The organism is Lacunimicrobium album (assembly GCF_052161635.1).
Taxonomy (GTDB): Bacteria; Planctomycetota; Planctomycetia; order Planctomycetales; family Planctomycetaceae; genus SXPC01.
On the sequence record NZ_CP197413.1, the window covers coordinates 1,105,863 to 1,118,271 of the forward strand.

The window sequence follows — 12,409 nt, forward strand, 5'->3', positions numbered from 1 at the left end:
CTTTTCTCGAACGCCTTAAAATCGGAAGAAGTTTCACCACAGAGGCACAGAGGACACGGAGTTCTGAAGAACAGTTTAGGACTTTTTTCTTCTCTGTGGATAATTCGTCTGAGATTCTCTTGTTAACTTGAATCTGCAGGATTACCAGCTAATGAACGAAGCGGTCGCAGAGCCTGTGGTTCAGACTCCTCCGCCGATTTCGGAGATGACGGTCTGGACGATTCCTAACATCATTACAATGACACGCCTGGTGTTGGCGTTTGTGGTGTTTGGTTTGATTTCGGCGGGGAATCTGTGGTTGACGAGTGCGGTGCTGTTTGTCATCGCGGTGTCGACGGATTATGTCGATGGGTATCTTGCCCGGAAGTGGAATCAGCGGACGGTGCTGGGGCGGATTCTGGATCCGTTTGTTGACAAGATCATCGTTTGTGGTGCGTTTCTGTTTTTGCAGAATGTTCCGGCGTCGCATATCTGTGCGTGGTTTAACGTGATTCTGATTAGTCGTGAGATGTTTATCACGAGCTTGCGCGGGTTTCTGGAGCAGCGCGGGATTGACTTCAAAGCGGAGTGGTCGGGGAAGATCAAGATGGTGTTGCAGTCGATTGCGGTGCCGGTGTGTCTGGTGGCGTGCGACGAGAAGTTTGCGGGGATCGACTGGCTGGTGACGTTGCAGATGGGGTTGATTTACGGGGTGATGATTGTGACAGTTTATAGTGGGCTGGAGTATATTGTGCGGGCGGTGGTGGCGTTGCGGAAGGTGGCGTGAGTTCCGGTCACAGCTCGAGTATCAAGGCAGAAGCAGTCAATGCCATTTGGCATTCGATCGGCTTGCAGGAATGTTTTTCTTTCCCCGTCCTGAAGGGACGATTTCTGTCAGCCCAGGACGAAGTCCTGGGATTGGGTGAGAGTGAGAACGCCCACCCTGAAAGGGTGGTTTCATCGACGTTCAATTGCCCAGGAAGAACTGATCGCCTCTCAATCCCAGACGAAGCGTTCATCCCATTCGATTTCGTAGCGTTTCAGCCATGTTCGTAACTCATCCTGGAATGATTCCTTGGTGTGGTGTTCTGGTTGATGCAGGATGTACTCACGCACCTTTTCCACGTTTGACTGGCTGACGGAAAAGGCTGCGTAACCGGCTTGCCATTGGAATGGGACGGGAAGATCGCGTGTCTGATTGATCCAGTGAGAGGACTGGGATTTGAGCGATTTTATGACATCAGCGAGGGAGAGTGTCCGTCCGAGTTGGAACAGCATGTGAACATGGTCAGTGATGCCTCCGACTATGAGTGACTGGCAGCCGATGTTATTGGCAATGCCGCCGAGAATTTTGAACGCCTCATCGCGCCAGACGTCGTGGAGGAGGGGTTCGCGATTTTTGGTGGAGAAGATCAGATGGATGTAGATCTTCGCCAGGGATTGGGCCATGGTGGATTCTCGTGGTGAACGACCCCTACAGGGTCGGGGTAATCGCATTGATCGAAACCCAGGATTTCATCCTGGGCTGGTAGAAATCGTCCCTTCAGGACGGAGAAGATGGCAAAGATTGCAGGCGTTTTCTATGCCAAATGGGACAGGGGGTTGACACCCCCCGCTCGCCTTTTTGAGGTTAGCGGCGTTCGATCTCGAAGAGGTGGTTGACTTTGCAGTAGGCGTTGCCGGCGAGGCGGCCGATGGGTTTTAAGGCTTCGATGTCGATGTGGAAGCGGTCGTTGATGAGGTGGTCGGCGACGTGGATCATGACGATGTCGCCGATGACGATGTTGCCAGCGCCTGGATTTCGGGGGCCGATTTCGATGATCTGATTGAGTTTACATTCGAACTGGATCGGGCTTTCCGAGACACGCATCGGACGGACGATTTCAGACGCGATGGGGGTCAGGCCGGCTTGCTGGAATTCGTCGACTTCAGGGGGGAAAGCCGTTGCGGAGGTGTTCATGGCGTCTGCGGTCGATTCGGTCACGATATTGACGACGAACTCGCCTGTCGCGCGGATGTTGGCGAGGGTGTCTTTGTGAGGGCGGTTCTCGTTCGGCGGGGGGACAGCAGGGCAGAAGAGAAGCGTGGGCGGGTTGGAGCAGACGGCGTTGAAGAAGGAGTAGGGGGCGAGGTTGTTCTGGCCATCTTCGTTGATGGTCGAGACCCAGCCGATGGGGCGCGGGACGACGGCGCCGGTGAGGACTTTATAGAGGTTTGGCCAGGTAGTGGTTTGGGGGGAGATTTGCATTGGAGGGATGAAACTCGGAAGGAGGAAGAGTCGTAAGAGGAACAGCGATTTAGTTGGCGGCGGGTAGCGGGGTCCAGGCTGCGGAGATGTCGGTGCCGGGTTCGAGGAGTTTGAGGTCGATGAGTTGTTGACCGAGTTCGTCCCAGCGGGCTTTGGTCATATCGCCGAAGGGGGTGCCGGTTGCAGGTTGGCAGAGTTTGTTGAGAGGGGGCATGCCTCGGGTCATGGCGTCGCGGTCCATCTCGGGGTTGAGAGCGTGGATGAAGTCGTTGGTTTTGGCGGGATCTTTGAGGAAGTCGATCCAGCCTTTTTGAGTGGCTTCGATGATCTTCTGGACGAGTTCTGGCTTTTCTTTGAGCAGGTCGCTGTGAGTGATGAGCGTGCTGTTGTAGGGATCGTAGCCGAAGTCGGAGATGGTGAGAATTTTGGGAGTGACCCCTTTCGCCTGGGCGAGGATGGGCTCGCTGAAGGTGTAGCCCTGGATGATCATTTTCTTATCGAGGAGGAACTGTGCGATCGAGCCGGTATACGGGACGATACGAACGTTGGTGAGCGGGAGTTTTGATTTGAGGAACTGGGAGTAGGGGTCTGACTCACTCATGGCGAGCGTGACGTCTTTGATCTGGTCGAAGCTGGTGATGTTGGATTCGGGGTGAGTCATCAGGCAGCGTGGGGAGTGTTGCAGCGGAGCGAGCAGTGTCACGAGGTTGGCACCGGCGGCGCGGGCCTGGAGGGTGCGGTCTGCACTGGAGACGCCGAAGTCGACTTGTTTGGTCGCGACGCGTTGAGCGACGGGGGCATTGGGGCCGCCGGGGAGGATTTCGACATTCAGGCCCGCATCTTTGTAGTGACCATTCAGAAGTGCGGTGTAGAAGCCGCCGTGTTCAATCTCTGGCATCCAGTTGAGGGCGAGGGTGACGTTCGTCAGGCCTGGATTGGAGTTGGAGGGGGAGTGTCTGGTGCAACCGGGGAGTGTGAAGAAGAGTGCTGCCAGAGCGAACATGCAGCAGAGGGAGAGGTATTTACGGGTTGGCATTGGGAAGATCCGCGTTGGAAGTCATGGGAGGTGGGCAGCGTTCAGGATAGTGGGTATCGGGGTTGGGCCGCAACTCGTGGGAGTGAATGCCTGACGTCGGTTAAGGATTGGGAGTCTGTTATTGCCTAGCGCTCACCCTCATCCGTCGTCGAAGCGACGCCACCTTCTCCCCTCAAGGGAGAAGGGACAGAGTTTGCTATTTCATTGATGTCGGGTCGTAGTAGCGTTTCAGAAGCGTATTCGCCAGGAGATTAATGAGACCAAAAAAGGTGACACCCAAAAGCGTCGAGGCCAGAACTGTCACGTAGAGTAATGACGTTTTCATTTGTTGGCCGGTGACGAAGATGTAGTAGCCGAGGCCTTGTTTGCCGGTTGTGACGCCGACGAAGTATTCGCCGACGATGGCGCCGACGACGGCTAATCCGCAGGAGGTTTTCAGGCCGGTGATGATGAAGCGGGTCGCGGCGGGGTAGCGGAGTTTTAAGAGGACCTGCCACCATTGGGCGCGGTAGAGGCGGAAGAGTTCGATGAGTTCGGGGTCGACGGCGAGGAGGCCGTTGGTTGTCGCAGTCACCATCGGGAAGAGGCTGATGACGCTGGCGACGATGACGACGCTGGGGAAGCCGTAGCCGAACCAGGTGATGATGATGGGAGCCATCGCGACGATAGGGACGGTTTGCAAGAGAATTGCGTACGGGTAGCAGCTCATGCGTACGAGTGGCGAGAGGGCGAAGATGATGGAAATGATCTGGCTGACGGCGAAGCTGATGAGCAGGCCGAGGGTGGATGCGGTGGCGGTGACTTCGAGGGCGGAGAGGATTTTTGCTTTGCTCACAATTGCTTCGTGGAAAACTTCTTTCGGAGATGGCAGCAGGAAGCTGGGAATCTGGAACCAGGCCACTGCACCCTGCCAGATGGCGAGGAACAGGACGAGGAAGAGCGGTGGACCGAGGAGGCGCATCAGGTTGGTTGTTGTCATGTCGGAGCCACCTCGCGCGGTTGTCGGTAGATGGTGCGCATTGTCTGGCTGATCTTCGCGACGAGGGAGAGGTACTTTGTTGAAGTTCGCAGTTCCGGAGTGCGCTCGTCGGGGAGATCGATTCGGACTTCTTCGATGATCTGGCCGGGCTTGGTCGACATGATCAGGACACGCTGGGACAGGAAGACGGCTTCGGCGATGTTGTGAGTGACGAATAGACCCGTCCAGCCGAGGGTGGACCAGAGCGAGAGAAGTTCTTCGTGAAGTTGTTCGCGGAGCATTTCATCGAGGGCGGCGAAGGGTTCGTCGAAGAGGAGCAGGCTTGGCTGGAGCATCAAGGCGCGGGCGAGGGAGACGCGCATTTTCATCCCGCCGGAGAGTTGATGCGGGAGCTTCTTTGCGTCTTCCTGGGTGAGGCCGACGAGGTGAAGGTGTTTCGTCACTGTCTCTTGGGAGACGGGCTGGCCGGTGAGTGAGAAGGGGAGTGAGAGGTTCTGAGAGACGGTTCGCCAGGGGATGAGGCGTGGTTCCTGGAAGACGTAGCCGATGTTGGGGCGTTTGTGGTCGGTCCAGTGGATCTCGCCCTGTTGGACTTGGATGAGTCCGGCGAGGAGTTTCAAGATGGTTGATTTGCCGCAGCCGGAGGGGCCGAGGAGGGAGACGAATTCGTTGGGCTGGAGGGAGAAGGAGACGTTCTGGAGGACGGGGGGCGGGGTGGGAGAGAAGCAGTGGGTGAGGTTGGTGAGGGTGAGCATGGGAAGGATGAATTCGGAAGGATGAAGGAGGAGTCGGAACTTCAGCCTTTAGTCTTTGGCGTATTCGAAGTGGTATGGCAGCAGATGCACAAGGGACAGGGGGTTATTTTCGTGAGAAGACTACCGCGTCGGCCTTTTCTCTGCCCTTGTCGGGCAGCGGCCTCCTTGCTCCCACCCGCTCGCCTATTCTTCGTGGGACCAGAGTTTGGCGAGTTCGATGATGGTTTTGGCGGCGAGTTCCATTTCTTCTAAGGAGGTCCATTCGAGAGGGGAGTGGGGGTTGTGTTGGCCGCTGGAGAGGTTGGGGGTCGGGAGGCCGAGTTCGGTGAGGAGAGAGCCATCCGTACCGCCGCGAATCACACTCATGATAGGTTCCCGGTCAAGGGCCTCGACGGCTTTGATGGCGTTCGCGATCGCGCGGGGTTCTTTGACCAGTCCGTCTCGCATGTTGCGGTATTGTTTTTGGGTTTTGACTTCAATGCGACACGTCGGGTGTTTCTCCATCAAGGCTTTCCCGATCTTTTCGAGAAGCTCGGCGTATTCGGTCAGGCGAGTCGTTTCGAAGTCGCGGAGAATGATGCGACAGGATGACTCAGCGACGCCGCCGGTGATGCTGTAGGGATGGATGAAGCCGATGCGGTCTGCAGTCTGTTCGGGAGACATTTCGGGTGGCAGCAGGGTCAGGAACTCGGAGAGAATCTTCGTGGCGTTGGTGAGGATGCCTTTGCCGACCGAGGGGTGGGTGTTGACGCCGTGGACGGTCACGATGGCGAGGTCAGCAGAGAAGGTTTCGGAGTCGATTCGGCAGGCGCCTTCGCTGTCGAGCGTGTAGCCGCAGGCGGTGTTTTTGAACTTGGACATGTCAATCGAATCGGTGCCGTGTCCGATTTCTTCGTCGACAGTGAAGCAGATTTGAATTGGGCCGCGCGGGATCTCGGGGTTCTCGAGCAGGTGTTCGACAGCCGTCATAATGGCTGCGATACCGGATTTGTCATCAGCGCCGAGGAGAGTTATGCCATCAGTCGTGATGACGGAATGGCCGATGTTGTCCTTGAGGGCGGGCTGCTCGGACACTTTAAGGATTTTAGACGGGTCGCCGGGGAGGACGATGTCGGAGCCGTCGTAGTTGGTGTGCACGATCGGGTTGACGTTGTGGGCAGAGTATTCGGGAGAAGTATCGACGTGAGCGAAGAACGCGATGGTTGGCGTGTGGTAGGCAACAGTCGGTGGGACGGTGGCAAATACGACGCCTTGGGCTGAGAGGGTGGCATTCTTAATGCCGAGTTCGAGTAGCTCGTTGTAGAGAACCTTGGAGAGGTTCAGCTGTCCGGGAGAGCTGGGAGACGTGCCAGACAGTTCGTCAGCGGTTGTTTCGATTTTGACGTAGCGAAGAAAGCGTTCGAGCAGACGGGCAGAATTCATATTCAGACCATGGAGAGATGACGTGCAGAATTCGCGAAGTCGCGACAGAAGTGCGCGGGACAGGCGCGTCTTAATATCATAAAAGAAATGTTTTCATGTGACAGCAAGAGTTCGAAATTGATTCCATGAAAGAATGAAATCAGCAGGCGTTGATATGGGAAGACGAGACAGCTTTTTCGGTACGAGTCATGATTGTGTTGTCGAGATGAAGCGACAACACAATCGCTCGTCCGCTTTGAAAACTCAGGGGCTTCGCTTCTCCAAGAGAAGGTGTGGGCCCACTTACTTTGAAAACAGTTCGCGGAACAGTTTGGAGCTGTTGGGGTGGTGAGTGCCTTCGGGTTGGTCGGATTTGGCGGGGCCGGGGGAGAGTTGGTGGTTGATGTGTGGGGTGTTGACATCGAAGTAGCAGTGGAAGGCGACGTTGTTGTCGGGGTTCATGATGAACTCGTGCATCTTCTTGATGAAGTAGGCGTTGTCGAGTCCGCCGTGGTTGTGTTTGGATTCGCAGACGCCCCATTCGGGGATGGCGAGTGGTTTGTGGTGGTCTTTGGCGAACTGGGTGTAGAAGGTCAGTCCGCGGTGGTCGTTCATGATGAAGCCGTCCCAGGCTTTCTGGCGACGTTTTTCAATTTCTTCGGGAGTGGAATTCGCGGGCCAGGGGTAGGTGCCTTCGAGCCAGGTTTCGTCGTAGACATCGACGCCGACGTAATCGACATAGTCGTCGCCGGGCCAGGCTTCGTCGGCGGGGAATTGTTGATAGCCTGAGGTCGGGTTCCAGCAGAATTCGAGTTTCTCACAACCGGGGACGGCGCGCATGGTTTTGACGATCTGCTGCCAGTATTCGATGAAGGCCTTGGTTTTGCCTTTGGCCTGCCAGGTGTACCAGTTGCCGTTGAACTCCCAGGCTGGGCGAATGATGGTGCTCGTCATCTTGTAGCGGACGAGGTTTTCGGCGAGGTCCTTGAAGTGCTGGTTGTATTCGCCTTTGGCTCCCTGTTCGAGGGAGACGGTAACGCCTCGTCCTTTCTGGCCGTCGGTGGGGCCGGAGTAATCGAGCGGGCCGGGGAGGATTGGGATGGAGAGGATGAGGCGTCGGTTGGGTTTGGCGTGAACCCATTTGGACCAGTTTTCGAGCCACCAGACGGGCCAGCCGATGCTGTCCCAGGATTCGGTGCCGACGAAGTCGAGGGCCCAGACGGTATCGCGGTTGAGCCAGGTGGCGAACTGGTCGACGCCTGCAGTGCCGTTGGGCCAGTGGTAGGTGCCGAGGGCGGGTTCTTTGGAACGCGTCGCATTTGGTGGCTGAGCGGTGGCGATGAGCACGGTGAAGGCGAGGATAAGGAGAGGAGCGAGTGTGCGGAGGAAGCGGGGCATGCAGTTTTTTCCTATGTGACCAAATGGTTAGATGTCACGGGATTGTTGCATGTTGATTTGTGAATGGGAAGTGATGGGGATTATTGCGCAGAAATACACGGTCGTGAGTCGAGGTCGGGGGATGGACCTGACTTACGGCCGTGTTGGTTTTTGGTGTTGTGAAAGGGAGAAAGGAATAGAGCTCGACTTTGCCCTCGGGTGCCTTACTGGTTTGTTGAGAGGTTGTTGGCGCGATTCCCTCATCCGCCCTTCGGGCACCTTCCTGAGAAGACTACCGCGTCGCCTTCTCTCGTCTCATCGACGAGAGAAGGCTCCTTGCTTCCACGGGGGGAGAAGGGAGCTATGGGCGTTTTATAACGATGTGGGCGTATGGGGACGTGTCTTGTGAGCTTTGCTCACCCAGCCGTGAACGGCTGGGCCACCCATTGCTCGGAAGGCGACGCATTGTTCTCGGGGGGAGAAGGGAGCTGATTACTTGGATTCGAGTTTCTTGGTGAGTTCGTCGAGTTTTTTGATCAATTCGGCTTGCTGGGCCTGGAGTTTTTCAAGGGTGGCCTGGAGCTCTGCGTTTTTCTCTTCAAAGGATTTGAAGCCTTGTGGGAGTGTGAAGCCGTATTGGGCGGTAGCGGGGAAGGCGGGGACAGTCTGGAAGGCGTGGCCGTGGGCAGTGGCTGCGATGTCTTGAGCGATCGCGCGTTCTTTCATGGCTCGGGCGATCTCCTCATTGATCATGGAAGGGTGAGGAACTCCGGTGACTGTGACGCCATCGGGGCCGGTTGTGGTGGAGTTCATGAAGACGCGGAAGGAGGGGCGGTCTTCCTTGGTTGGGGTGAGGGTGACTTTTTCTTCTTCGCCGTCTTTAATGATCTTGAGAATCAGCGTCGTGCCGGCTTCGCCTGACTTGGTGACTTGTTCGGCGAGGTCCTGACTGGCTTTGAGTTCGATGGCTGGCTGGTCGGCCAGAGTGATGACGTTGACGAGAATATCGTTGGGTTTGATGCCTGCTTCCGCAGCTGGTTTCTCGGGGGCGACGTTGGTGACAATGAGGCCGTGATCGAGTTTCAGGTGAGTGCGAACGGCTGTGGGGATGGGGGCGACTTCGATGCCGAGGACGTAGCGTGGCTTGGCTTCGATCGTTTTCGCGGCGGCTGCTGCCTGAGCGGCTTTGATGGCATCGGCTTTGAAGGCATCGTTCCTGTTTTGGAAGATGAGGACGTTTTCGTTTTTGACGCCGGTCATTTCTTTCATGATGAGTTGGATCAACTCAGCGGGCGGGGTATTTTCATCGGCGGTGATGGTGATCTTGCCGTCGTTGACTTCGTAGGTGGGCTTTGATTTTGCTTTTACTTCGTCGTCGGTGACTTCGACGACGGCGGTGGCTGTGAAGAGGGTATTCTTCTTCGGGGCTTCTTCTTGTGCTTTGAGACTGGTGGTGGTAAAGATTGCCATTGTGGTGGCAATTGCTGAGACACGTTGAATGAGAACGGGATGTGACCAGGGCATAGGGGTTCCTTTGGAGTATTCAGTGAGAGAATGATAAGTGTTGGAACATTGAGGCGTTGAAAGATGCACACAGGCAGGAATGTCTGTGTGACGGGGAGGCCGAACAGATGAGGGCATCGGGGTTTTGTGCGCGGCTGGAGTTTCGCGAGGCAAAGTAGCGGCTCGGACGGAGCCTCGCCCTCCCGGTTTTGCTTTGATGTTCAATAGATAGACACAGACAGGAATGTCTGTGCCACCGGGATTTTTTAGAGGCCGGAGGGGTAGGCGACGAAGCTGGTGAGTTCTGGATTGACGTTCTGGGCGTTGTTCCATTGGTCGGTCAACTGGTAGTTCTGTGTGTCGATGCGATAGCCTTGTCGTGCGAGGTTTTCGAGGATGTCGATGGCGATGCGGTCGGTCTCGCTGACCATGATCTGCTCGGGAGATCTGCCGGGTGGAATTTTCTTTGCCAGGCCTGGGCGTTCGCTGGTGCTGGCCTGCATGGAATTCCTGTCATGGTCAGAGGGAGGAATGTGCATTGCTGTGTGTTGGATTGGTTGAGACCGGTCGTTGATCGGGATCAGGAGTCCTGCGATCAAGCCGAGGCAGCAGCTGGCGAGGATGTAGGTCGTGCGACTGGCCAGCGAACGCCGGGTTGGATGAAGGGGGGTGGCGGTTGGGCGCGGTGGCGGAGTCGGGGCGGACTGGAGGAGCGCAGGAGACTTCAGCTGGCCGTCCCAGAGTCGTTGTTCGAGAAGCGTCAAGGCGACGTCTCGCCACTGATCGGGAGCGTGCCTATCGATACCGTGAAGAAACTCATGCTGGGCGGCAGCAGAAAGTTCGCCATCGGCGAGTCGCTGAAGGTTGAGCGCGAACTGGTCGTGGAAAATTTTCATATTGTGTTGATCAGACATAACGTGTGCCTTTGGGAGTCGACTGGTCACGAAGTCTGACCCGCAATTGATCACGGGCCCGGAGAAGTCGATATTCGATGGTATTACGGGAGACGCCGAGATGCTGGGCGAGTTGCTCGTAGGTCCAGCGATGCTCGTGTTTCAACAAGAGGATCTGACGATCCTGATGAGTCAACGTGGCGAACGCCAGTTTGAACTGCTGAGTGTCTTCGGCATGGATAATCTGGTCAATCGCAGGAGTTTCGGGAGACGAAGGGGTGTCGTGTTCTTCATGGGAAATCTGTTTGGAGATGACCCGTTTACGAACGCCACTGCGTCGTCTGTGGGTGATCACATGACGCAGGGCCACCCGGTAAAGCCAGGCGGGAACGACCTTGATCGCGTTGACGGAAGATGGGCTTGCCTGGCGTGTCAACTGGACAGACAGACTGAGCGCGACTTCGGACAGGATATCGTCGACCGCATCGGGTTCAGCGATGCGGCAGGCGATGATCGTGCGCAGCCAGCGTTCATGCTGACGCCAGATCTGGTTCCAATCGAGGCTGGTTTCCGTCACTCAGCGACTTTCCTGGTCTCTTGTGATTGAGCTTCTGTGACAATATTGTCGCGTCAGGAGAGAGAGTTCGGGAAGGAAAACGGAAGAATTTTCACCACGGAGGAGACAGGGGAGCACAGAGGCATACAGGGCGGAATAAAAAAAGACTGGTCCGAATAGAAAATTCGGGCCAGTCTTCAGGGAGAAACGGGCGAGCAGTGAGTTACTTATCGATGGCGACTTGCGCGTTGAACGGGATCATGGGCGCAGCCGAGACAGGTTGGCGTCGGGCGGCCAGTTCCTCAGGGGTTTTCTGCCAGAGCTTTTCGGACAGGCCATCGTTCAGGAGGGTGACCATGTCGGTGTGGCCGTGTCTAGTCGCGAGAGCCACGGCCGAGTTGCCTGAAACATCCCTGGATTCGACATTGGCTCCGCGGGCGATCAGTTCCTGGGCAAGTCTGGTTCGGTTATAGACCGCTGCGATCATTAACGGAGTTTGTCTGGTTCGGTTGATGCCGTTGATGTCGGCACCGCTTTCCATGAGGAGGATGGCGATGTCATCATGACCTTTGAAGACGGCAGCAGCCAAGGGGGTGAAGCCCATCGTGTTGGCGGTATCGAGTGTGGTCGTTGTTTGATTGAGGAGAAGTTCGACAGCGTCTTTGTGGCCGTAGTAGGTGGCGAGGTTAAGGAGCGTATCGCCGCGATCAGTGACGATGTACTGGGGGTAACCTGCTTGGAGGTAGGTCTGCAAGGTTTGGACGTCACCTTCGCGGGCGGCTTTCTGGGCCGTGAGTTTGGCCTGATACAGTTCTTTGGACTCGGCGACGGATTGCGTCTTCCAATTGATTGTGTGAAAGTCACCGGCGTTCGTGAAAGCAGGGGCCAATGAGAGGGTCGCTGATAAGGCGAAGGTCGAGAGTGCAGTGGTATAAGATGTCGTTTTCATGGGATTGCCTTTCCGTAGAGGACAGTCGGAGTTGGCGAGGTTTACTTACAGGGGCGTCGACTTTTCTTTTGAGTCGATGCCCCCCGTCAGTGACGGGGGGCTAAATACCGATTGGCTATCGCAGCAGGTACATCGTCAGCAGAGAGACGAGGACGAGAGTGGTGATGGTGGCGCGGGTGATCACTGCGCGTCGTTTCACTTGTTTCAGGCGTTGGACGATTTCTCGATAGGTATCGAGGTTGTTTTCGACGGTTGTTGAGGCGGGCGAGAGCATGGGGTTCATAACGTGGTCCTGGCAGGTCACAGATTCTTCATGAGTCTAAAACGAAAACCCATCGTCGGATGTGGCGATGAGTCCTGCCCTTGAGACAAGGGGCTTTTAAGAGATGCGACCCGAGGGATAGGTTCGGGCCGCGAATCTTCCGAGATTTCGGAAATGCACCGACTGACGTCTGTGTCACCTGAGATTCGGTTCAGGTGAGTTGGCAAACAGAAGACTTCCCTCCTCCGGCCTCGAAGACGCGGCCACCTTCTCCCCGAGGGAGATGGAAAATGTGAGGGATTCAATCACATCTGACATTGGTGTCGGGAGGATGTTCGTTGCAACGTGCGAATCCTTACGGCGGATCAAGAAATTTTGCAATCGCGTTTGCCGCAGCGGGAAGAGGATTGCTGGATGGGGGGATGGCCTGGTGAGAAGCGGTGAATATGCATGATCGCTTATGAGTTAAGC

Annotated in this window: 13 protein-coding genes; 1 reads left to right on the top strand and 12 read right to left on the bottom strand. The window is 56.2% G+C overall.

Annotated elements, in window-relative coordinates:
* Window positions 1-151: 151 nt before the first annotated feature.
* Window positions 152-766: a CDP-alcohol phosphatidyltransferase family protein gene (pgsA, locus tag SH248x_RS04310; protein WP_459557287.1), complete on the top strand. Its 615-nt coding sequence runs from the start codon at window positions 152-154 to the stop codon at window positions 764-766.
* A gap of 209 nt (window positions 767-975) precedes the next feature.
* On the opposite strand, the gene tnpA is transcribed toward pgsA, so the two are convergent.
* The 12 genes from tnpA to SH248x_RS04370 form a co-directional block, all read right to left on the bottom strand.
* Complete coding sequence (gene tnpA / locus SH248x_RS04315; RefSeq protein ID WP_459557288.1) at window positions 976-1,428, bottom strand: IS200/IS605 family transposase; 453 nt, start codon at window positions 1,426-1,428, stop codon at window positions 976-978.
* Between the two features lie 181 nt (window positions 1,429-1,609).
* Window positions 1,610-2,227: a flavin reductase family protein gene (locus SH248x_RS04320; protein WP_459557289.1), complete on the bottom strand. Its 618-nt coding sequence runs from the start codon at window positions 2,225-2,227 to the stop codon at window positions 1,610-1,612.
* 49 nt (window positions 2,228-2,276) lie between these two features.
* Window positions 2,277-3,263 (bottom strand): ABC transporter substrate-binding protein, encoded by a 987-nt coding sequence (locus SH248x_RS04325; protein ID WP_459557290.1) that lies wholly within the window; start codon window positions 3,261-3,263, stop codon window positions 2,277-2,279.
* Between the two features lie 196 nt (window positions 3,264-3,459).
* Window positions 3,460-4,242: an ABC transporter permease gene (locus tag SH248x_RS04330; RefSeq protein ID WP_459557291.1), complete on the bottom strand. Its 783-nt coding sequence runs from the start codon at window positions 4,240-4,242 to the stop codon at window positions 3,460-3,462.
* Complete coding sequence (locus SH248x_RS04335) at window positions 4,239-4,997, bottom strand: ABC transporter ATP-binding protein (protein ID WP_459557292.1); 759 nt, start codon at window positions 4,995-4,997, stop codon at window positions 4,239-4,241. Before SH248x_RS04335 ends, SH248x_RS04330 begins: the two co-directional genes overlap by 4 nt.
* A 183-nt stretch (window positions 4,998-5,180) precedes the next feature.
* On the bottom strand, window positions 5,181-6,419 hold the full coding sequence (gene pepT, locus SH248x_RS04340; protein WP_459557293.1) for a zinc-binding metallopeptidase family protein: 1,239 nt from the start codon (window positions 6,417-6,419) through the stop codon (window positions 5,181-5,183).
* Between the two features lie 282 nt (window positions 6,420-6,701).
* Window positions 6,702-7,796: a glycoside hydrolase family 26 protein gene (locus tag SH248x_RS04345; protein ID WP_459557294.1), complete on the bottom strand. Its 1,095-nt coding sequence runs from the start codon at window positions 7,794-7,796 to the stop codon at window positions 6,702-6,704.
* Between the two features lie 471 nt (window positions 7,797-8,267).
* On the bottom strand, window positions 8,268-9,299 hold the full coding sequence (locus tag SH248x_RS04350) for a PDZ domain-containing protein (protein WP_459557295.1): 1,032 nt from the start codon (window positions 9,297-9,299) through the stop codon (window positions 8,268-8,270).
* A 245-nt stretch (window positions 9,300-9,544) separates the two neighbouring features.
* Window positions 9,545-10,192 (bottom strand): hypothetical protein, encoded by a 648-nt coding sequence (locus SH248x_RS04355; protein WP_459557296.1) that lies wholly within the window; start codon window positions 10,190-10,192, stop codon window positions 9,545-9,547.
* Window positions 10,185-10,748, bottom strand: coding sequence for an RNA polymerase sigma factor (locus tag SH248x_RS04360; RefSeq protein WP_459557297.1), 564 nt, complete (start codon window positions 10,746-10,748; stop codon window positions 10,185-10,187). The genes SH248x_RS04355 and SH248x_RS04360 overlap by 8 nt, the downstream gene beginning before the upstream one ends.
* 202 nt (window positions 10,749-10,950) lie before the next feature.
* A complete protein-coding gene (locus SH248x_RS04365; protein WP_459557298.1) occupies window positions 10,951-11,676 on the bottom strand; it encodes an ankyrin repeat domain-containing protein in 726 nt (241 codons plus the stop codon).
* A gap of 115 nt (window positions 11,677-11,791) precedes the next feature.
* A complete protein-coding gene (locus tag SH248x_RS04370) occupies window positions 11,792-11,959 on the bottom strand; it encodes a hypothetical protein (protein ID WP_459557299.1) in 168 nt (55 codons plus the stop codon).
* Window positions 11,960-12,409 lie beyond the last annotated feature (450 nt).

Excerpts from the sequence above, each read along its gene's own strand:
- pgsA (WP_459557287.1), top strand. The coding sequence starts at position 152 with ATGAACGAAGCGGTCGCAGAGCCTGTGGTTCAGACTCCTCCGCCGATT.
- tnpA (WP_459557288.1), bottom strand. The coding sequence starts at position 1,428 with ATGGCCCAATCCCTGGCGAAGATCTACATCCATCTGATCTTCTCCACC.
- SH248x_RS04320 (WP_459557289.1), bottom strand. The coding sequence starts at position 2,227 with ATGCAAATCTCCCCCCAAACCACTACCTGGCCAAACCTCTATAAAGTC.
- SH248x_RS04325 (WP_459557290.1), bottom strand. The coding sequence starts at position 3,263 with ATGCCAACCCGTAAATACCTCTCCCTCTGCTGCATGTTCGCTCTGGCA.
- SH248x_RS04330 (WP_459557291.1), bottom strand. The coding sequence starts at position 4,242 with ATGACAACAACCAACCTGATGCGCCTCCTCGGTCCACCGCTCTTCCTC.
- SH248x_RS04335 (WP_459557292.1), bottom strand. The coding sequence starts at position 4,997 with ATGCTCACCCTCACCAACCTCACCCACTGCTTCTCTCCCACCCCGCCC.
- pepT (WP_459557293.1), bottom strand. The coding sequence starts at position 6,419 with ATGAATTCTGCCCGTCTGCTCGAACGCTTTCTTCGCTACGTCAAAATC.
- SH248x_RS04345 (WP_459557294.1), bottom strand. The coding sequence starts at position 7,796 with ATGCCCCGCTTCCTCCGCACACTCGCTCCTCTCCTTATCCTCGCCTTC.
- SH248x_RS04350 (WP_459557295.1), bottom strand. The coding sequence starts at position 9,299 with ATGCCCTGGTCACATCCCGTTCTCATTCAACGTGTCTCAGCAATTGCC.
- SH248x_RS04355 (WP_459557296.1), bottom strand. The coding sequence starts at position 10,192 with ATGTCTGATCAACACAATATGAAAATTTTCCACGACCAGTTCGCGCTC.
- SH248x_RS04365 (WP_459557298.1), bottom strand. The coding sequence starts at position 11,676 with ATGAAAACGACATCTTATACCACTGCACTCTCGACCTTCGCCTTATCA.
- SH248x_RS04370 (WP_459557299.1), bottom strand. The coding sequence starts at position 11,959 with ATGAACCCCATGCTCTCGCCCGCCTCAACAACCGTCGAAAACAACCTC.